Here is a 20,713-nt window from a genome sequence, read left to right on the forward strand (position 1 = left end):
TCAGGACTCCGAACAGGTGAGGACTTGGAGGTATGAAAACGGCTGCTCGCGCTCGCGGGCGACCGCGGCAAGGTCGGCGACCAGCACCTTGGGGTTCAAGGCGACGTGCGCGGCTCGCAGACGGGTGGCGACCGCCCGCGCGATCGGCGGCTCCTCGGACCAGACCGCCGCGCTCGGACGGCCCGGCAGGGCGTTGGCGATGGCGATCGCTTCATCGAGGTCGCCGTAGGGGATCACCGTCGCGACCGGCGCCCAGGGCTCGGTGCGGAAGAGGCTCATCGTGGGCGAGACATTGGCCACCAAGGTCGGCCCCATCACAGCGCCTTGCCGCGACGACGCATCATCGCCGCGCACGACGATTTCGGCGCCGGCGGCGGCCGCCTCGGCGAGCAGCGATGCGGCGCGCGTCCGCGCCGCGTCGGAAATCAGCGGTCCGATCACCGTGCGAGCGTCTCGCGGGTCGCCGACGGGCAGCGTGCGGGCCAAGCTGGACAGGGCCTCGACCAGTTCCGGCTGGCGATGCCGCGGCGCCAACAGGCGGCTCGGGTTGGACGGCCCCTGGCCGCTGGCCAAGAACAGGCGTGGCCCGAGCGCTGAGATCACCGCGCCGAGGTCGGCGTCCGGCAGCAAGATGCCCGTCGCGCGACCTTGCAGGCTCAGGACGAGCGACTTGCCCGTGGCCGCGCGTGCGCGCGCCAAGTCTGGCGCCAGTTCGGCGGGGCCGGAAAAGGCCAACCAATCGATCTGGGAATGCGCCGCCATCCCGAGACAGGCGGCGTCGTCGGCGACCAGGATGTTGAACACCCCGTCGGGAAGCCCCGCCTCGGCCAGTAGTTCGCCCAGCCACTGGCCGTCCAGCGGACAGGCCGGCGGAAGCGCCAAGATCATGGAGCAGCCCGCGAGCAGGCTCGGCAACAGCCAGGATAGGGCGTCGGGCTGAGTGGCGTTCCAGGCCGTGATCGCCGCCACGACCCCTGCCGGTTGTCGCGGATCGACCAGTTGCCCGCTGACCGCCCCGCGCGCTTGGGCCAGCCGGGCCTCGCCGGCCTCCAGGGCCTGGGCCATCAGGTCGCGCGCCGCCGTCACCGGCAGAGCGGTCTGGCGGGCGCTCAGCAGGACCAGTTCATCGACCCGCGCGCTGTAGAGACTCCAGAAGCGCTCGAGGATCGCGAGCCGGCCCTGATGGGTCGCTCCCGACCAACCGCGCCGCTGAAACGCCTGGCGCGCGGCCTGGACCGCCAACTCGATGTCGTCCGGGCTGGCCAAGGGCGCCTGACCAAGCCAGGCGCCGTCGTAGGGAGACCGGACCTCAACGCGCAGACGGCCGAGCGGCGTCTGTCGCCGGCCGTCAATGAAATTACGCCGATAGGAGAGCATGTCGGTATGAGCTCTTTCGCGATCGCCACGCGGCCACGCAAGGCGCTCCGGACGGCTTGTCAAAGCCTGCGGCGCCGGCGGCGCGGCCGCCAGTTCAAGGGTGTGAAGCGGCGTGAAAGCGTCGGACTCAGACCACCGCGGACAGCATGACGGCGGCCCTCCGGGCCGGGGGACCGTCTCGGTCGGGCATCTTGGACAGCAGTTGTCGCACACGCTCACGCGCCTCGCCACGCGTCGCCTTCTGGGCGTCGCGCGCCAGCAGCGCCGTGGCCGCCGCGAGCTCCAGGCTAAGCGCCGAGCCTGCCCGCGCGGCCTCCAGAGCTTGCATCACATAGCCGCGCCCGACCTCTTCGCCATCGCTCGCCAGCACCTCGCTGGCGATCAGATAAAGCCTTGGCAGGTCGTAGTGCTGGCCGATCGCTCTGGCGTCCTCCAGCGCCGAGAGGATCCTCCGGCGCGCCTTGGCTTGATCGCCCAGGGCGTGGAGCCCCAGGGCGAGGGTTCCGGAAAACGCTGGCGAGAGGATGCGGTGGGCTTCCCGATCCAGCCGCTCCAGCGCCTGACCGAGCCCTTCGACCCCTTCGGCGTATCGCCCGCGACCGATATCCAACTCACCGGCCAAGGCCAGGCCCACGCCATGATAGGGGCCAATGCCGTGGCGGGCCGAATGCTCGACCAGGCGCGTCACTAGGCCCTCGGCCCTCTCCCAGTCCTCGTCCCAGAGCGCCACCGACGCGGTGTAGATCAGCGCGATGCACAGGCTGACCGGACGGCCTCCGCGCTCGGCTTCGGCCACGGCGGCCACGCACACCTCGATCGACCGCGCGCGCTCGCCGCGAAGCCACAGCGCGCGGCACAGCACGATCATCGCGCGGACCTTGTGGTCGTAGCCGAAGACATCCGCACCGTCGGCGTCGGCCCCAGCCCAGTAGGCAAAGCCGCGGTCGATCGCCTGCTGGGCCAGACGCTGATCCGAAACCAGGTGGAGCGAGGTGCCGAGCATCCATTGGGCCAGCGCCGCCCCGCCCGGATCTCGCGCGGGGTCGCAGAGTTCGGCGCATTGGCGCCCACAGTCCAGCGCCGCGGAGAACTCGCCCAGCCGCGTGAGAAAGATATGCTGGCCCGCGAGCAACTGCACCTGGTCGGAGCGCGCCCCTAGGCGCTCGGCGAGCGCCAGGCCGCGCTCGATCGTCTCGCGAACGGCGTCGTGGTTGCCCCGACCGAACATCCGGGCGATGGCGACGGCTTCCAGCAGCCTCAGTTCCTCGCTCCCGCCGCGGCGCGCCTCGGCGAGCCTGTTCAGCGCCCGCACGCACCAAGACTCGCACTCCTCCAGTTGAGCACGCGACAGCAGCAGAGGCGCCGCGCCAACGGCCAGGTTCGAGAAGAGGTCGTCCGGGCGGGCGCCTTCGGCCCATCGCAGCGCCGCGAGCACATCGCCGATAGCAGGCGGCGTCGACGGGGCGCGTCTTTGGAAGAGCGAAGCGCCGGGGCCGCCTCCGTCGGCGAGGCGCGCGAGAACCTGCGTGGCGTGGCGCTCGGCGATGACCTCCGCCTCGCCGCTGCGCGTCAGCTTGGCAAGCGCGTAGGCCCGGGTCGTGTCGAGCAGCCGGAACTGCACGGGACCCGCGCCGCCGTGGGAGGTCCAGACCAGCGACTTGTCGACCAGACTGGTCAAGGCGTTGGCCACATCGAGCGCGTCATCGCCCACGTCTCCGGCCACGGAATGGGCATCCTTCAAGGTGAAGGGGCCGGTGAACAACGCCAGCCGCCGCAGCACCCGCCGGTCGCGTTCGCCCAGCAGATCATGGCTCCAGTCGAGCAGCGCCTGCAGCGTCTGGTGGCGCGGAGCCGCGTCGCGGCGTCCAGGCCATTGCAGGCCCAGGCTCTCGTCGAGCAGGTCGGCGACGCCTTTGAGGCCAAGGGCGCCCACGCGACTGGCGACGAGCTCGATCGCCAGCGCCACGCCATCCAGCCGCCGGCAGATGTCCCCGGCCAGGCGCATTTCCGCCGCCGTCCATGGACCCCGCCGACCGCTGACCTCGGCGCGCTCGATAAAGAGCTGCACCGCGGAATAGCCGAGCGGTTCCCGCGGGGCGCCAGCGTCGTCGGCGGATGGAAAGGCCAGGGGTTCGAGCAGGTGGACGGTCTCCGCCTCGACCCGCAGGGCCTCTCGGCTGGTGACGAGGACGCGATAGGCGTCGAGCCGGCGGGTGAGCCGATCGCAGAACGCCGCGGCCGCTTCGACGAGATGTTCGCAGCAGTCGAGAACCAGCAGCAGGCGATGGCTGGCCAGGGCGGTGAGCACCGTCGACTCGAGTTCGCGGCCCGGGCCGTCCAGGCCCAGGGCGGCCGCCACCGCCTTGACCAGACTGGCTTCGTCATCTGCCGCGCTGAGATCGACAAACACCGGCTCGACCGCCGCTCGCGCCTTGAGAGTGTGGGCGACCAGCGCCGCGACGGTGGTCTTGCCCAGACCGCCGGCGCCGACCAGGGAGATCAGGCTCCGCTCGCCCATGGCCGCCACGAGGCGATCGACGACCTCGTCGCGGCCGATCACGCGCGCGGCGGGCAGCGGCAGGCGTGTGGAGAGGCTCCGCGCTGGCGGCGGAAGCGCGGAAGGCGTGGCCTGTTCGGCTTCGAGGTCGAGCCAACGCACCGGCGCGACGAAACAATAGCCGCGCCCGACGACGTTCTCGATGTAGCGCGCGCCCTCCTCGCCATCGCCCAACGTCTTGCGCAGGCCCGAGACCGCGACCCGCAGGTTGGATTCCTCGACCGTGAGGCCCGCCCAGGCGCGCTCGATCAATTGTCGATGCGTGAGCACGCGGCCGTGCTCGCCGACCAGAGCGATCAGGACCTCAAGCGCGCGCGCGCCGAGAGCGACGGGGACACCCTGCCGCGTCAGCAATCGCTGCTCGGGCGCGAGCACATAGGGCCCGAACAGCGCCTGGCGCGCGCCAGCCGCTTCGCCCGAGTCGATAGCGCGTGCGTCCCCCAAACGGCCTGGCCCCTATCAAGGCGTGGATAGAGCCACCGCGGACACAGCCTTGAGTGTCGCGCGGCCCCGCAACTTAACCACAGTCAGGGTCCGAGGACTTGTCCGAAAGCGCTTTCGTCCAAGTCACACCGCGGTTCTTGGCGCTCGACGTCCGGCGCCTGCAAGCCCTGAAGTCGCCCGAAGATAACGCCGGCCTCGCCGCGAGCGAGAACAGCGGTCAGGTCCGCCCAGGTTTCCGAGCGGACCGCCCGGTAAGGCCGAACGCGTGGCGGGGGCGGCGGCCTCACGCGACCGCCTCCGAGGGAGTCCACGAGGCCGGAGCGGTTCGGCGCTCACCCCGGTGATCACGTCGCCAGGCGGCCGGGGGGCAGCCATAATGCTTGCGAAAGGCGCGAGTCAGGTGGGCCTGGTCGCAGAGCCCGCAAGCGTAAGCGATTTGGGCCAAGCCTTCGTCGCTGCTCAGCATCATGTGCCTCGCACGCTCCAGTCGCTGGCGCATGATGTAGTCCGAAGGCGTCAGGCCGAAGGTGACGTTGAAGCAGCGACCAAGCTGGCTGGTGCTGATGCGGATCACGCTGGCCAGCTCGCCGACCTGGATGGTCCGCTCGATATTGGCCTCAATGAACTCAGCCAGGCGGCGCATACGCCAGCCGGTGAGGCGCGCGCCCTTGGCGCGGGGTGGCGCGATCTCGGGAGCGGCCAGCGCGACATGCAATTCGCGATCAATGATCCGATGTGCCTGGCCCAGATAGGTGCGCGCCGCGTGCCGGTCGCGGTCCAGTGACTTGAGCGCGTCGTCGATCAGAGCGCGGACCATATCGTGGCCAGGCGCGCCCCAGGTGGGATGGTCTGTCAGGGCGATGTTGCGCATGGGAGCCTCCTTGTCGTGATGACAGGAGCATCGACCGGGATCGCGCCGAGCGCGCGTTAAGCGCCGTGACCGGGCGTGAGGCGTCGCGAAGGATGTCGCAGCCCCTCGCACAACGCCGTTCGCCGGAGGGCTTCACAAGGCTTCACATCGCCTGACTCGGGGTTCGGCGAGGTCCGTGCGCAGATCGAGGGGCGAAGGGCGTCAACGTCTCTCGCCCCTCCAACAGATTGCAAAGAGGCCGCCATGCGCCCCCCACTCCCCCCATTCACCCTCGAGACAGCCCGGCAGAAGGTGCAAGCGGCCGAGAATGGCTGGAATAGTCGAGATCCCGCCGCCGTGGCTCAGGCCTATACGCCCGACGGCGTCTGGCGGAACCGCAGCGACTTCCTCACGGGCCGCGAGGCCATCGTCGCCTTCCTGACCCGCAAGTGGGAGAAGGAGCACGACTACCGGCTGATCAAGGAACTGTGGGCCTTCACCGAGAACCGCATCGCCGTTCGCTTCGCTTATGAATGGCGCGACGCGACGGGCGCCTGGTTCCGTTCCTACGGCAACGAGAACTGGCAGTTCAACGCCGACGGACTGATGGAATGGCGCCTGGCCAGCATCAATGACCTGCCGATCAGCGAGTCCGAGCGCCTGTTCTTCTGGCCGCTCGGCGCGCGGCCGGCCGACCACCCGTCGCTCTCCGACCTCGGTCTCTGATCCCCGCCATCCGGCCCATCAACCTCTGGAGAAAGGAACCCCTAATGACCATGCTCAGCTGGAACGACTATCGCGATCAGCTCATGAAGGGCGTCGGCGAACTCGGCAAGCTGTCGCCCGACACCGTGCGCGGCTACGCCACGCTCAGCGGCGCCGGGTCCAAGACCGGCCATCTCGACGCCAGGACCCGCGAGTTGATCGCCCTGGCGGCGTCCATCAGCCTGCGGTGCGATGGCTGCATCACCGTCCACACCGAGGCGGCGCATCGACTGGGGGCCACGCGCGAGGAGATCGCCGAAGCCCTCGGCGTGGCCATCGCCATCAACGCCGGCGCGGCCTTGGTCTATTCGACGCGGACGCTGGACGCGCTGGACGCCTTGCAGGCGGTCTAAACGTCGCGGTCGGACGGCGCGGGGTCCTGGCCCCGCGCCGATCCAGGCGTGGCGTCCGAGACCGTCTTGGTCGTCCTCACGTCCGAGCGCCGCGACGCCAGGCGGCCGGCGTCTGGCCATAGGCCTTGCGAAAGGCGCGACTGAGATGGGCTTGGTCGCAGAGGCCGCAAAGCTGCGCGATCTGCGCCAGGGCGTCGTCGGTCTCGAGCATCAGGCGCTGGGCCATGAGCAGGCGCCTTTGCATGATGAATTCGGACGGCGACAGACCGAACGTCGCCTTCAAGGCGCGGCCGAGTTGCCCTGTGCTCATCTTGGCGGCGCCGGCCAGTTCGGCGCTATATAGCGTGCGCCCGATATTGCCGTCGACAAAAACGGCGATCTGGCGCGCGCGCCAGGCCGGCAGCACGCAATTGGCCGAGCCTTGCGCGGCGCCGCTCTCATCGCGCGACGGCGTCTCCAGCAGGGCCCGCGCCCGGGAGACCAGGACCTTGGCGGCCGTGGGATCGGCGGGCAACGCAGTAAGCGCCTGATCCAACAGGACGGCGACCCTCAGCTGCAGCGGCCGCGTCACCCGGGGTTCGGAGACGGCTAACGCCATGGCGATGCGCCCGATAGCGCGGCTTCACGGCGCACAACACAGCACAACACCCAGGGCGACCGCAGGCGACCTAGTCTGCCGCCCAGGTTCAACGAAGACCGTCGAGCCCCAAGGAGTTCTCCCCAATGAAAACCTGGTTCATCACCGGCGCGGCGCGCGGTCTCGGCGCCCAGATCGCCGAACGGGCCCTGCAAGCTGGCGACAACGTCGTCGCCACCGCGCGGGATCCGGGCGCCGTCGCGACGCGATTTGGCGAGCGCGCCAACCTGCTGGCCGCGCGACTGGACGTGACCCAACCGACGGAGGCCAAGGTCGCCGTGCAGAAGGCCCTGGACCGGTTCGGCGCGATCGATGTTCTGGTCAACAACGCCGGCTATGGCCTGGTGGGCGCGGTCGAGGAGGCCAGCGCCAGCGAGATCGAGCAGCTTTTCGCCGTCAATGTCTTTGGCCTCCTGGCTGTGACACGCGAGGTCCTCCCGTCCATGCGCGCCCGGCGCAGCGGCCACGTGATCAACATGTCCTCTATCGGCGGCTACCGGGGCGCGGCGGGCTTTGGGGTCTATTGCGCCACCAAGTTCGCGGTCGAAGGCCTGTCGGAAGCCCTGCAGGCGGAACTGGCGCCGCTGGGCGTCCATGTCACGGCGGTCGAGCCAGGCTATTTCCGCACCGACTTCCTCGATCCGGCCTCGTTGAAAATCAGCGCGCCGACGATCGCCGACTATGCCGAGACCGCCGGCGCCGTCCGCGTCCGGGTGGGCGGGCTCAATCACCAGCAGCCCGGGGATCCGGCCCGACTGGCCGACGCGATCCTGTGGTTGGCCAACGCGCCGGCTCCCCCGGTGCGCCTGCCGCTCGGCACCGATACGATCGCCGCGATCACCGCCAAGCACGCCCGCGATAGCGAGATCCTCGCGACCTGGGGCGGATTGGCGGCGGACACCGGCCATCAGGCCGAATAGACGTCGACAAAGGCTGTCGGCGGCCCACTGCGGGCCGCCGACGCAGGGGTCAGGGATGGGCGACATCGACCACGACCTTGCCGCCAGCCCGACCGCTCGCCAGCGTTCCGTAGGCGGCGTCCAGCGCGTCCAAGCCAAAACGGCCGCCATGCAGACGCGGCTTCAAGGCCCCCAAGTCCGCCAGGGCCGCCACTTTGGTCAGGATCTCGCCGAAGTGGCTGCGGCCTTCACCGCTCAACAGCGGCTGTAGCGTGAAGACCCCCGAATAGGTCGCCTGCTTGAACGAGAGCGGCGCCAGCGCGTGCACGCCCCAGCCCAGGCAGCTGACCACGTGGCCGAACCTTTTGACGGCCTGGAACGACGCATCCAAGAGGGCGCCGCCGCCGGTGTCGTAGACGACCTCGAAGCCCGCGCCGGCGGTAAGCTCGGCGACATAATCCTCGACCGATCGCGCACCGTCGATGGCGACCGCGCCAAGGCTGCGCAGGTAGGCCTGGTCCTGCTCGCCCAGGGCGGTGGCGAAGACTCGCGCGCCCTTGGCCAGCGCGATCTGGACGGCCAGATGGCCAACACCGCCCGCGCCGCCTTGGACAAGCACGGTCTGACCCGGCCGGATCTGGGCCCGATCGACGAGGCCTTCCCAGGCGGTGATCGCCACCAACGGAAGGGCGGCGGCGGCGCGCGCGTCGAGGTTCGCCGGCCGCTTGGCGAGAAGGCGTGCGTCGGCGGAGACGTACTGGGCGTGGGCGCCCTGCAGGCCCCCGACGCCGCCGATGAGACCGTAGACGCGATCGCCGGTCGCGAACCCTTCAACACCCGCGCCAACGGCTTCCACCTCACCCGCCACGTCCATCCCCAGCACCGCCGGCAACGGATTGCGGGCGTGCGCCGCCTGTTCGGCGCGGATTTTCAGGTCGAGGGGATTGAGGCCGCTGGCCTCGACGCGGACAAGCACCTCGCCTGGGCCAGGCGTCGGGCGGGCCACTGCCTGGAGGGTGAAGGGGCCGTCGCGAGAATCGACGACGGCGGCGGTCATGGTTTGGGTCGGGCGCATCAGATTAGCTCCGGTTAGGTTGAGCCCAGAAGATCATCCAAACAGTATTGACTGGAATAGAAGACTTGGCACGATAGCCATTCACTTTTGAATGGATGAGGCATGGCGCCGCTGGAGTGGAACGACCTCCCGATCTTCCTGGCGATCGCGCGTGAGGGCACGCTGGGCGCGGCGGGTCGCCGAGTTGGCCAGTCGCAGCCGACCATGGGCCGGCGACTGAAGGCGCTTGAGGCAGCGATCGGCGCGGCGCTGTTTCAGCGCACCGCTGACGGTTTCGTCCTGACCGACGAAGGCCAGACGCTGCTGGCCCATGCCGAACGCATGGAGACCGAGTCGCTGGCCTTGCTTCGAACTTTGTCGGGCAGCGACGCGGCGCTGGCCGGCGAGCTTCGTGTTTCCTGTTCGGACTGGTTCGCCCGCGTGCTGCTCGCGCCGGTTCTGGCCGAACTGGCTGAGCTCTACCCTGCCGTGGTGGTCGAGACCTTGACCGATCCACGCATCTACAGCCTGGCGCGACGCGAAGCCGACCTTGTCGTGCGCATGGTGCCGTTTAGCGAAGCCGAAGTGATCGCCCGCCGCCTGGTGACGATTCCCTATGGCCTATATGGTCGCCCCGAGGCCTGTGTCGAACCGCTTGGAGACGGCGCGGGCCATGCGTTGGTGGTGATGGACAGCGCGTTCGGCGGCATGCCGGACGTGGCGTGGATCACGCGCCGCCTGCCACAGGCCAGGATCGCCTCGCGCAGCAACAGTCGCGAGGTCCAGGCCCAGCTCTGTGCGCTGGGCGCGGGACTGGCGGTGCTGCCGCGCCCGCTCGGCGACGCCGCACCGGGTATCCAGCGCATCGAATTGGACGAGAACCCGCCGAGCCGCACGCAATGGCTCGGTTATCATCGTGATCTGCGACGCCTGCCGCGACTGCGGGCCCTGGCCGATCTGCTGATCGCGCGAATTCCAGCGCTCGCCGCCTAGCCGTGTCGGAGCCCCAACCTTTGAAGGCTGGCAGGGCGTCACGCGCTGGCTTCAGGGCGCTATGGGTCCAAGATGGGGCTCGATGCGCTCAAGCCCTTCTCCGACGCCTCGACCAGTTTCCTCCCAGAGCCGACCGTTTCGGTCACCAACAGGAGGTTTGAAATGAGCGAGCGTTCAGCCAAGAACCAAGCCGCGTCACGACGCGCGGTGATGACGTCGGGCCTCGGCCTTGCCGCCCTCGCCGCGGCGCCGACGCTATCGCCGTCCGAAACCCAAGCCGCGATCGCGTCCACGCCATCGCGGGCGAGCAGCGGTCTGGTCAAGACCCAGGACGGCATCGAGCTGTTCTACAAGGACTGGGGGCCGATTGGCGGCCAACCGATCGTCTTCCATCATGGCTGGCCGCTGACCGCCGACGAGTGGGACACCCAGATGCTGTTCTTCGGCGGCCAGGGGTTTCGGGTCGTCGCCTTCGATCGGCGCGGGCACGGGCGCTCGACCCAGACGGACGACGGCAACGAGATGAACGCCTACGCCGCCGACACCCACGCCATGGTGCAAGCCTTGGGCTTGGCGAACGCGGTGCATGTCGGCCATTCGACGGGCGGCGGCGTGGTGACGCGCTACGTGGCCCGCTTCGGGCGCGGCGACCATGTCGCCAAGGCCGTGCTGATCGGCGCCATACCGCCGATCATGCTGAAGACACCGGCCAACCCCGGCGGCCTGCCCATGGAGGTCTTCGACGGCTTCCGCGCGGCGCTGCAGGCCAATCGCGCCCAATTCTACCGGGACGTTCCCGAGGGGCCGTTCTACGGCTTCAATCGTCCTGGCGCGAAGGTCAGCCAGGGCTTGATCAACAACTGGTGGCGCCAGGGCATGGCCGGCGGCGCCAAGGCCCAGTACGACTGCATCGCGGCCTTTTCCGAGACCGACTTCACCGAAGACCTGAAGACGATCGACGCGCCGGTGCTGATCATGCATGGCGAGGACGACCAGATCGTCCCGATCGCCGACAGCGCGCACCTAGCCATCAAGCTGCTCAGGAACGGCACGCTCAAGACCTATCCCGGATTCCCGCACGGGATGGCGACGACCCAGGCCGATACGATCAATCAGGACATACTCGCCTTCATCCGCGGCTAGGCCGTCGCCAACTTGCGATCCGAATAGCGCTTGCTTGTCGGTGCCCCCCTGTCTTGCTCCTCGTTGGCGGTAAGACGGGGGTGCGCCAGGTGTGGCCGATGCCGGCCGACACCCACGGCCATCCGATAAGCGGACTCTCCCAAGGTCCGCGATGAGTCACATTTCACCTTCCCCTGGCCTGTCGTTCAGAATCTCCGCGCGCAGCAAACGACCAGAGGCGAGCCGGCGGGAAAGCGCCTCCAAGAAGCCGGCGTATCGCTCTTGGCCTTTGGCGCTCTGAGCCTTCTGGTCCCCGCTGCTCAAGCTTGGTGTGGCCGTGAGCCAGGCCTTGACGAAGAGCGCGACGGCCTCGTTGGAGATTGTCACGTCTCGCTCCAGTCGTTCGATCGAACGACTGATCCGGTCGAGCCGGCGGGTCACCGCCGCCTCAGACACCTCCTCGCCGTCCGGCGACAGATAGGCGGCGACAGCGGCCTGAACGATTTCGGACTTCGACCGTCGCATGCGACGCGAGGCGGCGTCCAAGGACAGGGAAAGATCCCTGGCCAAAAACACCTTCGTCTGGACCTTCACAGCGGGATGCCGTCATCAGGATCCATGGCCGCGATGCGCGCCGCGGCTCGGAACCGGCGGGATTGCTCAGCCTGGACCGTGTCGTCTTCGTCGAGCTCCGGCTCCAGCGCCGCCTCGATCGGCTCAGAGGCAACTGTCGGCGCCGGGGGATCGAGCTCTGGTTCGAGACGCAGACCGCCTTCGTCTTCTTCGTCGGCCTTTGCCCGATCCCCAGTCCCGGTCGCGACGATCGTTGAGACCCATTCGGACACCTCCGCTGGGAGGAGCACCGCCGGCTTGTCCGGCGGCGAGGCGACCCGCGCGACGAGCTCTCGATCAACGTAGTAACGGGCCTTCTTCGCCCGGATTGGCGGCACGCCGGAGACCTGAATGATCGCATCGTCGGCCGGCAACTGCATAACTTCGCCCGGGGTCAGCAGCGGCCTGGCCGTCTCCTGGCGACTAACCATCAAGTGACCGAGCCAAGGCGACAGCCTGTGCCCGGCGTAGTTTTTCATCGCCCGCATCTCGGTGGCAGTGCCGAGACTGTCGCTGATCCGGCGCGCGGTGCGTTCGTCGTTGGTCGAGAACGCGACCCGGACGTGACAATTGTCGAGGATAGAATTGTTCTCGCCGTAAGCCTTGGCGATCTGGTTCAAGCTTTGCGCAATCAGGAAGGCCCGGATCCGGTAGCCGGCCATGAAGGCCATCGACTGCTCGAAGAAATCGAGCCGACCCAGCGCCGGAAACTCGTCCAGCATCAAGAGAAGCTCAGGCCGAAGACGCGCCGCCTCCAAGCCTTCCGTAAGCCGCCGGCCGATCTGGTTGAGGATCATTCGGATCAATGGCCGGGTGCGGCTGATGTCCGACGGCGGGACCACGAGGTAGAGCGAAACCGGCCGCCCTGGCATGACGAGGTCATCGATCCGCCAGTCGCAGCGTGAGGTGACGGCCGACACGATCGGGTCTCGGTAGAGACCCAGGAAGCTCATCGCGGTCGACAGCACCCCCGACCGCTCGTTCTCGCTCTTGTTCAGCAGCTCCCGGGCCGCGCTGGCGACGACCGGGTGGACGCGATCTCCGAGATGGGGCGTAACCATCATGGCGCGCAGCGTCGCTTCGATCGTCCGGCGAGGATCGGCCAGGAAGTTGGCCACGCCCGTCAGCGTCTTGTCGGTTTCGGCATAGAGGACGTGGAGGATCGCCCCTACCAGCAGGCTGTGGCTGGTCTTATCCCAGTGCGACCGGCGCTCCAGCGCGCCATCCGGATCAACCAGGATGTCGGCGATGTTTTGCACATCGCGCACTTCGGTCGCGCCGCGCCGTACCTCGAGCAATGGATTATAGGCGCTGGAGAGCGGATTGGTCGGATCGAAGAGCAGGACCGGGCCGAGCTTGGCCCTGAAGGCAGCGGTCAGCTGCCAGTTCTCGCCCTTGATGTCGTGGATCACGGCCGAGCCGGCCCAGGTCAGGAGGCTTGGGACGACCAGGCCGACGCCCTTACCGGAGCGCGTCGGCGCAAAACACAGGACATGCTCGGGGCCATCGTGTCTCAGATAGTGTTCGCCCAGCCGCCCCAGGAGGACACCATCCTGGCCAAGCAATCGGGCCGTCCGCGCGTCGCCCTCGTTGGCCCATCGCGCCGAGCCATAGGTGGTCACCTTCTTGGCTTCGCGCGCGCGCCAGATCGACATGCCGATCGCGACGAAGATGGCTGTCACCGTGCCGCCCGCCGCCATGAACGCGCCGCTTGCGAACACGTCGGGCGCATAGGCGTCGTAGACGAACCACCAAAAGAAGAAGGCTGGCGGCGGGTAGACCGACCACTGGCCGAGATGAAACCAGGGTGGTCCAAGCTGCGGCTGAAAGCCCAGCCGCCAGGCGGTCCATTCAGTCGCGAACCAGACGCCAGCCAAGGCCAAGAGGCCAACGACCAGGATCTGGCCCCAGAGGATCTTCGTTCCACTCATGGAGGGGACTCACTGTTAAATCCCTCTCCCCCGCTTGCGTCCGAGCGCCCAATCGACCCCTCCGCCCGGGGCCATCGTCCCTTTCACCTCCTGCCCGAGGCGGTCGTCCAAAGCCTTTGTCCAGGGCACCAGCTGGAAGCCAAGGCCATCGTCGATCATGGCGAACCGGCCAGACGCTAGATCCACCCGTCGCTGATAGACGCCCTGCACAAAGTCGCCTGGCTTCGCAGGATCGGAGGACGCCTGACCGGCCGCGACGATGTTGTCGGAGACGCGGGCTAGCTCCTGCGCCCGGAGCGCGGCGAGCAGTCCCGGCCGAAGACGCCCTGCCCTATCCGCCATTCCCAGACGCTGTAGGTGCGCGCGCCGCGCTTCGAGGGCCTCGCGGACTTCGTGGCCAAAGCCGTGAGAGGCCAGCGCCGCCGGATCCTTGACGACGAGCTGTCGATCCAACCAGGTCGCACCGGTGGCGGTGACTTGCCGCTCGATCGTCAGGTCGGCGCGATGCACCAGCTCCAGTCCGCGCCTGCCATCCTCCGCCGTCCAGCGTCTGAGTTCGACGAGGCCTCCAACCGGCGTATCGCCCGCTGCGCCAAGATCCCGCAGTCGAACGTGGTGCAGTCGCCCATCCACACCGTCGACGACGACATAGGCTTGCCCATTGAGTTCGTCGTGGAGGCCTCGATCGGCCAGGCGCCCGATGAGCGGCGCCTCCAGATCATCGCCATGGATCCGCATGTCGGCGGGATCGCGTTCGCCCCGCCAGGTTCGGTGCAGGGTCTTGATGATATCGCCGCGTTCGCCAAGGGCGCGGAGGCGCGCCTCCAGGTCATCGGCCAGGCGCCACTGCCCATCAGCGCCCTCCGCCAGACCCAGCTTCTCGAGAAACCGGGCGCGCCCGATCAGTCGCGGCGGGATCTGGTGTTCGTGCTGGGAAGAAGGACGCAGATCGACAAGTCCGTCCGGTCCCATGCGCTCGCGCAGATTGCGATCAAGACTTGTCCAGCGCTCGGCCTCGACTTCGCGATCTAGACTGGCAGCCAGTTCGGCCGTCGTTCTAGGCCCCAGCTCCAGCGCCACAAGCGCCTCTGCCCGCTGCCGCATCCCTTGGCCGATGTACTCGCGGTCGATGACCAGATCGCGCCCCTGATCGTCAACGCCGCGAACAAGGACGTGAACGTGCGGGTGCTCGGTGTTCCAGTGATCGACGGCGACCCAATCCAGTCGCGTGCCCAGGTCCTTCTCGGCCTGCGCCAACAGCTCGCGCGTGGTCGTCCGCAGATCGTCGAGCGCCGCGGCGTCCTCCGGAGAAACAATGAATCGGAAGTGGTGCCGGTCGCCTTCACACCGGTTCGCAAAAGCGTCGTGGTCGGCCGCTCCGTCGCGATCGAACATCTCTGCCGGCGTCCCGTCCTTGGTGACGCCTTCCCGTCGCAGATAGCGCAGATGGTCCGACAGCGGCGCCGCACGGTATCGGGCTCCCGCGTGCCTGACGATCCGGGTCTTGATGATCACCCGGCGCCCGGCCAGGCGGGATCGAAGGCCCGCATCTCGGCCACGTCCTGACTTGCGGAAGCGTCCTCGCCCCTTCAGGTCGACGGCGCCGAGTCCGCTCTTTCGAGCGCCGGCCAGCACCTCGCGGACAAATCCTCGGGCTCGCGCGGCATTCGCGGCGCCCCGATCGCCGATACGGCCGAGACGCAGGAAAAACTCCTGATCGTCAGACATAGCGACCGTTCCGGCCGCAGGCCCCGGATAAGCCTATGAAAAACCTCAGAATTCTCTGAAGTCCGGGACCTACGCGCTGTCCCAGGTCCCGAAAAATCACCAACAACACCAAGGACATGGACCTGAAAGGTCCCGGTCCTTTTATCTCGCCATCTCCCCCCGCCCAGTGTTCAGCCCTCCCCCGCTCTTCTCCCGACCGCTTTCCAAGGACCAAATGCTGCACGGCGCTCATGGCCTACGCTCCTAGTCCGCGTCATCCAGGAAGATCATTGCCGTCGCCCCCTCGGGTCCTTTGCGATCGGCGCCAGCACGCTCGACGAACAGGCCAGCCGCTCGCCAATCACCAGGCCTCACCTGGCGAACCGTCCAGGACGCAGTCCCTCGATCGGCCAACCGGGCCTCAATACGCGCGACGTAGGCGACGGTTTCTGGCGGCAATCGCTTGGCGCCCGCGAGATAGGCCTGGTAGCGCGTCGGCCCGGCGTTGTAGGCGGCGAGGAAGCCTTGGCGGCCAAAGCGATCATAGAGTTCGCGCAAATACGCCACCCCGGCCAAGACGTTGTCGCGGCGATCGAAGGGATCAACGCCTAGCCCGAGATCAGCGCGTAGCTGACGCCAGGTCGCCGGCATAAGCTGCATCAAACCCATGGCGCCCTTGATCGAGACGGCGTTGCGCTCGCCGCCGCTCTCGACCGCGATCACCGCCTCGATCCACGCTACAGGAACGCCAAACCGAAGCGACGCCTCGTCGATCGCCGCCACCAGCCCGCCAACATTCCTGGGCCGATCTTCCGCCAAAGCGAACACGGCGGGCGTCAGGGCGAACCCGACCCCCAGCGCAAAAGAGCATGCGGTCGCGCGCCAGGCGCGCGGCTTCCTTGACGTCGTTCCGGCGCATGAAAGCGTGCAGCCGTGCTCGCCGCCGTCAAGGGAAGCGCGCGTGGCGCGCCGGCCGTGTGGCCGCCCTTGACCGCGGCTGCGCGCGGCCGCCGACGTGGTCTTGGCCGGGACGAGGAAAGGTCGGTCAAGACGGCCGAACAATGAAAGGAGACCAAGAAGCGGCATCTCAGCGCTACCAGGTCCACAGCGGCCGGAGCCGGCCGATGACGCATTGGCGAGGAAGTGGCCCGAAATAGCGTCCGTCCAGGCTTCGCGGCGCGTCCGGATTGAGCAGGAAGACCTCGCCCACCCCCAAACGATGACAGGCGGCGAAAGGCGCAAGTGGGCGGCCAACCAGGTCCTGCCTCAAGGTCTTGGCGACCGCGCGACCGTCGATGAAGACCGTCCCGTCGCGGCCACAGACCAACTGCCCCCCGACCGCCGCCACGTGCTTGATCAGCGGCACATTGAGCGGGACGTAGCCGCGGATCGCCATCCATCGCGCCAAGCGCGGCGGCGGACGAACAAGCGCCAGTTCCCCGACTTTTGGTTCTGCGCCGACCAGCCAGTAGAAGCCGATCGGCGCGCTGGCCGTGGGATTGAAGATGAGCCGCTTGGTCGGCGGGACGAACCCTACCGCCGCCATGAGCAGGCAGGCCGCGCCGCCGATCAGTAGAAGGCGCTTGGGACGCCGCGTCATCGGCCCAACCTCCGACGCAGGATCCAGGCGCGATGACGGGTACGATCGTAGCGGCGGGGGGGCAGACCCACGCCAATTCGCGCGCCGACATGACGCCAGTGATCGGGCGCCACATCCTCGGGTCGAAGGCCCAGGCCCTCAACACGATCGATCGCATCGAGGACAGCCTGAACCCTCGTCCACCCACTGAGACTGAGCAGGATCTCGGCGCCCGGCGCGACGAAGGGATAGGTGGTGAACGTCTCGCCCTTATCCACGGCCCGCAAGATCGCGATGCGGGACTCGACCGTGCCGTACTCGCCCGATCGCCAACGGACCAAGGCGAAGATCGCGCCTGGCCTGAATTCCAAGATACGTCGGCGACGATCGACGATGCGCTCCGCGGCCGCGCGACCAAAGCGGATCCAACGCTCGATTTGCCCCTCCAGCCAGAGAAGTTCGACTTGAGTGGTCATCGCGCGCCGCCCTTCGGCCGCGGGGGCGTCGTCAAAAACGGCGTCCCGACGGCGGCGTGACGCTTGGCCGGCGGCACGAACTGGGCGTTGGGGTCGGTGGTGGAGGTGCGCGCGCCGCGCTCGGACCAGGCCTGTAGATCCTCGATTGTGTACACCACTCGGCCGCCAATCTTGCGGTAGATGGGACCCGTTCCGTACGATCGATGCTTCTCCAGCGTGCGATCTGAAAGGCCCAGGAAGCGCGCGGCTTCAGGCGTTCGGAGATGGCGTTGCGGGGGTGAACCGCCGGGATGGGTCATGGCGTATCCTCGGCGACGCTCGGATATGGCCGGCGTCGTTCGGATAGGCTGGCGGACTGGAGAGGCTTGGGGGGATGACGAACTCAGGCCCCCCTGTTTTCGTCACCCCTAGAGCCCGCCGCCGAGAAGCTTGAGGTAGCCCCCCTCCATCAGCGCCCTCCCCGTTTGGACCAAGCGAATGGTCGAGGCGCGCAGGGACGCCGTGCGCCACGCTTCGTCGCCGACCGCCTTTTCGCCGAACAGCGCCGCGGCGATAGCGCGATAGCTATCGCCACGCAGACGGCCATCCAGCGCCGCGAGGCAGCGCGCAAGCCGCGCGCGTTGCGCCGTTGTCAGTCGGGATTTGAGCGGTGGGCGTCCCCGCGTGGCGCGATCCAGCGCTTCTGCCGCGCGCACGCGAAGCCCGAAATGCGCGTCATAGGCCAACATGACGACAACAGGCCCACTGACGTGATCAAGGCCGCGCAGCAAAACCTGGAGGCCAGCCGCCAACCGGATATGCAACCCGTCCTCGGCGGCGCGCACGCGGCCGGGCGGCAGGTTCAGGACGACCGAGCGGCCAGAAGCTTCATCTGGCGCGAGGGGGACAACGATGCCCGGCGCGACTTCCGATCGCCAAAAAACGTCGGCTTCGGATGCCCTCACCTCCGGATCGACCGGAAATCTAAGTCCCCACCGCGCATCCACGGCCCGCGCCCCACTGGCCAAGGCGCTGGCAAACTCGCTTCGGTAAAGGGGATTTCGCCGCAAAAATTCCCAAGCGAACCCCGGGACATCCAAGGTCGCATGCGCGCGCCAGCCGCCATCGGCATCGCCGCCGGGCGGCCGTCCCGATCCCGACGGAGACGCGAGCGCGGCCATGAAGGCATGGCGCCAGAAGCGCTGCCGAGGCGCACAGCGTGACTATTGCTTTGCTCTCGCTTAGCCTCACGAAAATTGGCAGTTGCGGAAATGCCCACGGCGATCTGCGGGCCATTCCGGTGATCGTCGCGCGGCCAAAGCCAGATCACTGCGCCAATTTGCGCAGACTACTTCCGCGACTTTCTGCTCAACACCTGTGCGATCGTCCTGTCGATCCAGTCTAGGTCGTCGAGATCCAAGCCAGAGAGTCTGTCGAGGATCTTGGCCAAGGGATCACCCTTTCGATCCCTCACCGCAAACTCTCCGGCGCCGAAGAAGTCGCGAACATCCACTTTTAGAGCTTGGGCCAGCCCCTCAAGCGTCTTGAGACTCGGTGTAATCTCGCCGCGCTCGATACGCCCAATCGACTCCAGTGCCTTGCCAATCTTGTCGCCGAGCTCGGCTTGCGTAAGCCCCGCCATCTCGCGGTGGTGCCTTACCATCGCTCCAATTTGACGGCGCAACGTCGACATGAACCACGCATCCCAAACTGACGAAGCTTGGGAATGTCAGGCGACCGACACGACATACTGAGGACGCATCACATCGTAATTCGCCATTTAACGACTTCACACATCTCATGTTCTGCGAGATTCTGTGGGCCAATCTCTGGTTGGAACATCCCGTGGACGGCTCGCTCCCCCCCACGCCCCGCTTGGCGGACGTCAACGCGGCGCTCGAACGACTCTGTCGGCGGCATGACCGCTGGCTGCGCGAGAAACTCACGCGGCGCTATGGCGCCGTGCTCGCCGACGATCTCGCCCAGGACACCTATCTGCGCGCGGCGCCGTACGAGGTCGCCGGAAAGATTCGTCATCCCAAGGCGTTTCTGATGGAGATCGCCGACAATCTCGCGCGCGACTGGTATCGAAGCCGACGGCGTGAAGCTGGCTCGGAAGAGTCGGAACAAGCCATCCGGGAGGCTGCCGACAGCGCATCACAGGAGGCCGCGCTCAACGTACGACAGATCGTGCTAGCCCTGCCGGATAAGTTGCGCGATGTTTTCATTCTGACCCACATCGAAGGCTTGTCCTATGCCGATGTCGCGACGCTCAGGAAGATCCCTGTGACGACAGTCCATCACCGCATGCGCCAAGCCCTGGCCTTGACGTCGAAAGCGTTGAAGGGCTCGAACGCGCCGTCATGACCACGAAGACGCAGGAAACCGATCAGCGCGAACTCCAAGCCGCCGACTGGTTCGCGCGTCTCAGCCGCACGCCGATCGAGACCCGGGAGTTGGTTGAGTTTCAGCGATGGAGCCGCGATCCGGCCAACCTCGAGGCCTACAACCGCATCGAGGACGTCAGCCGCGCGGTGCGCAGCCTGCGCGATGACCCCGTCATGCGCGCCGCCGCGAAGGAAGCGCTCGCCCGTCCACCGGAGAAATCGAAGGCCAGGCGCGCCGCCGACTGGCGCATTTGGGGCGCGGGCCTGGTGTTTGCTGGCGTGGTCACCGGCGCCGTCCTCGTTCGCGAACACTTCGCGGGCGACGCCTACAGCACGCGCGTCGGTGAAATCACGAGTCTACGCCTCGACGACGGCACCCAGGTCCGTCTCAACACCAACAGCGCGCTGCGCATCCGTTTCACGCGCGGCCAACGCCGCGTCGACCTCGTGCGCGGACAGGCCTATTTCGATGTCGCCCACGATGCGGCGCGGCCTTTTGTCGTGGCCGCCGGACCGGCGAAGGTGCGCGCCCTTGGCACGCAGTTCGACGTTCGGCGGGCCGGAGCGGAAGTGCGTATCGTCCTGGCCAAGGGCCGCGTCGCCGTCACCGACGCTCTGGCCGGAAAGGACGGCTGGACCCTCGCGCCAGGCCAAGGTCTCGTCTTGCGCCCGTCCGCCTCGCCGCGTCCGGTCGCCGTCGACGTTGAGGCGCTGACCAGTTGGCGCACCGGCACCCTCACCTTCCACAACGTGACCCTGGCCGAGGCGGTCGATGAGCTTAATCGCTACAGCAAGACCCAGATCCTGCTGGATGCGTCCGCGCCGCGCGCGTTGGTCATTAACGGCGCCTTCCGCGCCGGCGACACCCAGGAGTTCATCTCGGCCGCGTCGCTGCTCTACGGCCTTAAGGCGCAAAAGCGCGCCGACGGAGCCATAGAACTGAGCGCGCGGGGCGCGCCGACATGACGTCATAATTTTTTCACGAGCGAAC

The 20,713-nt window shown here is 67.7% G+C and carries 21 protein-coding genes; 7 read left to right on the top strand and 14 right to left on the bottom strand.

Features of this window, described 5'->3' with window-relative positions:
* From AC1RJ9_RS24465 to AC1RJ9_RS24475, 3 genes are all read right to left on the bottom strand, one after another.
* Positions 1–1,377: an aldehyde dehydrogenase family protein gene (locus AC1RJ9_RS24465; RefSeq protein ID WP_492840697.1), complete on the bottom strand. Its 1,377-nt coding sequence runs from the start codon at positions 1,375–1,377 to the stop codon at positions 1–3.
* A 127-nt stretch (positions 1,378–1,504) separates the two neighbouring features.
* Positions 1,505–4,378, bottom strand: a complete 2,874-nt coding sequence (locus AC1RJ9_RS24470) for an ATP-binding protein (protein ID WP_492853387.1) — start codon at positions 4,376–4,378, stop codon at positions 1,505–1,507.
* Positions 4,379–4,661: 283 nt separating this feature from the next.
* A complete protein-coding gene (locus AC1RJ9_RS24475; protein WP_492840693.1) occupies positions 4,662–5,249 on the bottom strand; it encodes a helix-turn-helix domain-containing protein in 588 nt (195 codons plus the stop codon).
* 243 nt (positions 5,250–5,492) lie between these two features.
* On the opposite strand from AC1RJ9_RS24475, the gene AC1RJ9_RS24480 reads away from it, so the two are divergent.
* Together AC1RJ9_RS24480 and AC1RJ9_RS24485 are read left to right on the top strand one after the other, a co-directional pair.
* Positions 5,493–5,954: a nuclear transport factor 2 family protein gene (locus tag AC1RJ9_RS24480; protein ID WP_492840691.1), complete on the top strand. Its 462-nt coding sequence runs from the start codon at positions 5,493–5,495 to the stop codon at positions 5,952–5,954.
* Between the two features lie 44 nt (positions 5,955–5,998).
* Positions 5,999–6,346: a carboxymuconolactone decarboxylase family protein gene (locus AC1RJ9_RS24485; protein ID WP_492840689.1), complete on the top strand. Its 348-nt coding sequence runs from the start codon at positions 5,999–6,001 to the stop codon at positions 6,344–6,346.
* Between the two features lie 76 nt (positions 6,347–6,422).
* On the opposite strand, the gene AC1RJ9_RS24490 is transcribed toward AC1RJ9_RS24485, so the two are convergent.
* Positions 6,423–6,944, bottom strand: a complete 522-nt coding sequence (locus tag AC1RJ9_RS24490) for a helix-turn-helix domain-containing protein (protein ID WP_492840687.1) — start codon at positions 6,942–6,944, stop codon at positions 6,423–6,425.
* A gap of 125 nt (positions 6,945–7,069) precedes the next feature.
* On the opposite strand from AC1RJ9_RS24490, the gene AC1RJ9_RS24495 reads away from it, so the two are divergent.
* Positions 7,070–7,903, top strand: coding sequence for an oxidoreductase (locus AC1RJ9_RS24495; RefSeq protein ID WP_492840685.1), 834 nt, complete (start codon positions 7,070–7,072; stop codon positions 7,901–7,903).
* A gap of 49 nt (positions 7,904–7,952) precedes the next feature.
* Here the strand turns inward: AC1RJ9_RS24495 and AC1RJ9_RS24500 are convergent, their stop codons facing one another.
* Positions 7,953–8,957 carry a zinc-dependent alcohol dehydrogenase family protein gene (locus AC1RJ9_RS24500; RefSeq protein WP_492840683.1) on the bottom strand — a complete coding sequence of 335 codons (1,005 nt, stop codon included), beginning with the start codon at positions 8,955–8,957 and terminating at the stop codon, positions 7,953–7,955.
* 102 nt (positions 8,958–9,059) lie between these two features.
* Here AC1RJ9_RS24500 and AC1RJ9_RS24505 point away from each other — a divergent pair, with 102 nt between their 5' ends.
* Positions 9,060–9,929: a LysR family transcriptional regulator gene (locus tag AC1RJ9_RS24505; RefSeq protein ID WP_492840681.1), complete on the top strand. Its 870-nt coding sequence runs from the start codon at positions 9,060–9,062 to the stop codon at positions 9,927–9,929.
* Positions 9,930–10,091: 162 nt separating this feature from the next.
* Positions 10,092–11,072, top strand: coding sequence for an alpha/beta fold hydrolase (locus AC1RJ9_RS24510; protein ID WP_492840679.1), 981 nt, complete (start codon positions 10,092–10,094; stop codon positions 11,070–11,072).
* Between the two features lie 156 nt (positions 11,073–11,228).
* On the opposite strand, the gene AC1RJ9_RS24515 is transcribed toward AC1RJ9_RS24510, so the two are convergent.
* From AC1RJ9_RS24515 to AC1RJ9_RS24555, 9 genes are all read right to left on the bottom strand, one after another.
* Complete coding sequence (locus AC1RJ9_RS24515) at positions 11,229–11,597, bottom strand: CopG family transcriptional regulator (RefSeq protein WP_492840677.1); 369 nt, start codon at positions 11,595–11,597, stop codon at positions 11,229–11,231.
* A 44-nt stretch (positions 11,598–11,641) separates the two neighbouring features.
* Entirely contained in the window at positions 11,642–13,594 is a 1,953-nt protein-coding gene (locus tag AC1RJ9_RS24520) for a conjugal transfer protein TraG (RefSeq protein WP_492840675.1), read from the bottom strand.
* 15 nt (positions 13,595–13,609) lie between these two features.
* A complete protein-coding gene (locus AC1RJ9_RS24525; protein WP_492840673.1) occupies positions 13,610–15,322 on the bottom strand; it encodes a relaxase/mobilization nuclease domain-containing protein in 1,713 nt (570 codons plus the stop codon).
* Between the two features lie 243 nt (positions 15,323–15,565).
* A complete protein-coding gene (locus AC1RJ9_RS24530) occupies positions 15,566–16,387 on the bottom strand; it encodes a lytic transglycosylase domain-containing protein (RefSeq protein ID WP_492840671.1) in 822 nt (273 codons plus the stop codon).
* Between the two features lie 7 nt (positions 16,388–16,394).
* A complete protein-coding gene (locus tag AC1RJ9_RS24535) occupies positions 16,395–16,901 on the bottom strand; it encodes a S26 family signal peptidase (protein ID WP_492840669.1) in 507 nt (168 codons plus the stop codon).
* Complete coding sequence (locus AC1RJ9_RS24540; RefSeq protein WP_492840667.1) at positions 16,898–17,356, bottom strand: DUF2840 domain-containing protein; 459 nt, start codon at positions 17,354–17,356, stop codon at positions 16,898–16,900. The genes AC1RJ9_RS24535 and AC1RJ9_RS24540 overlap by 4 nt, the downstream gene beginning before the upstream one ends.
* Positions 17,353–17,655 carry a helix-turn-helix transcriptional regulator gene (locus tag AC1RJ9_RS24545; protein WP_492840665.1) on the bottom strand — a complete coding sequence of 101 codons (303 nt, stop codon included), beginning with the start codon at positions 17,653–17,655 and terminating at the stop codon, positions 17,353–17,355. Before AC1RJ9_RS24545 ends, AC1RJ9_RS24540 begins: the two co-directional genes overlap by 4 nt.
* A gap of 108 nt (positions 17,656–17,763) precedes the next feature.
* Entirely contained in the window at positions 17,764–18,516 is a 753-nt protein-coding gene (locus tag AC1RJ9_RS24550; RefSeq protein WP_492840663.1) for a DUF2285 domain-containing protein, read from the bottom strand.
* Positions 18,517–18,683: 167 nt separating this feature from the next.
* Complete coding sequence (locus AC1RJ9_RS24555) at positions 18,684–19,028, bottom strand: helix-turn-helix domain-containing protein (RefSeq protein WP_492840661.1); 345 nt, start codon at positions 19,026–19,028, stop codon at positions 18,684–18,686.
* 152 nt (positions 19,029–19,180) lie between these two features.
* On the opposite strand from AC1RJ9_RS24555, the gene AC1RJ9_RS24560 reads away from it, so the two are divergent.
* On the top strand, positions 19,181–19,702 hold the full coding sequence (locus AC1RJ9_RS24560) for an RNA polymerase sigma factor (RefSeq protein ID WP_492840659.1): 522 nt from the start codon (positions 19,181–19,183) through the stop codon (positions 19,700–19,702).
* Positions 19,699–20,688 carry a FecR family protein gene (locus AC1RJ9_RS24565; protein WP_492840657.1) on the top strand — a complete coding sequence of 330 codons (990 nt, stop codon included), beginning with the start codon at positions 19,699–19,701 and terminating at the stop codon, positions 20,686–20,688. The genes AC1RJ9_RS24560 and AC1RJ9_RS24565 overlap by 4 nt, the downstream gene beginning before the upstream one ends.
* Positions 20,689–20,713: the final 25 nt, after the last annotated feature.

It is taken from the genome of Caulobacter sp. GW822-FHT07D08, from assembly GCF_058798735.1.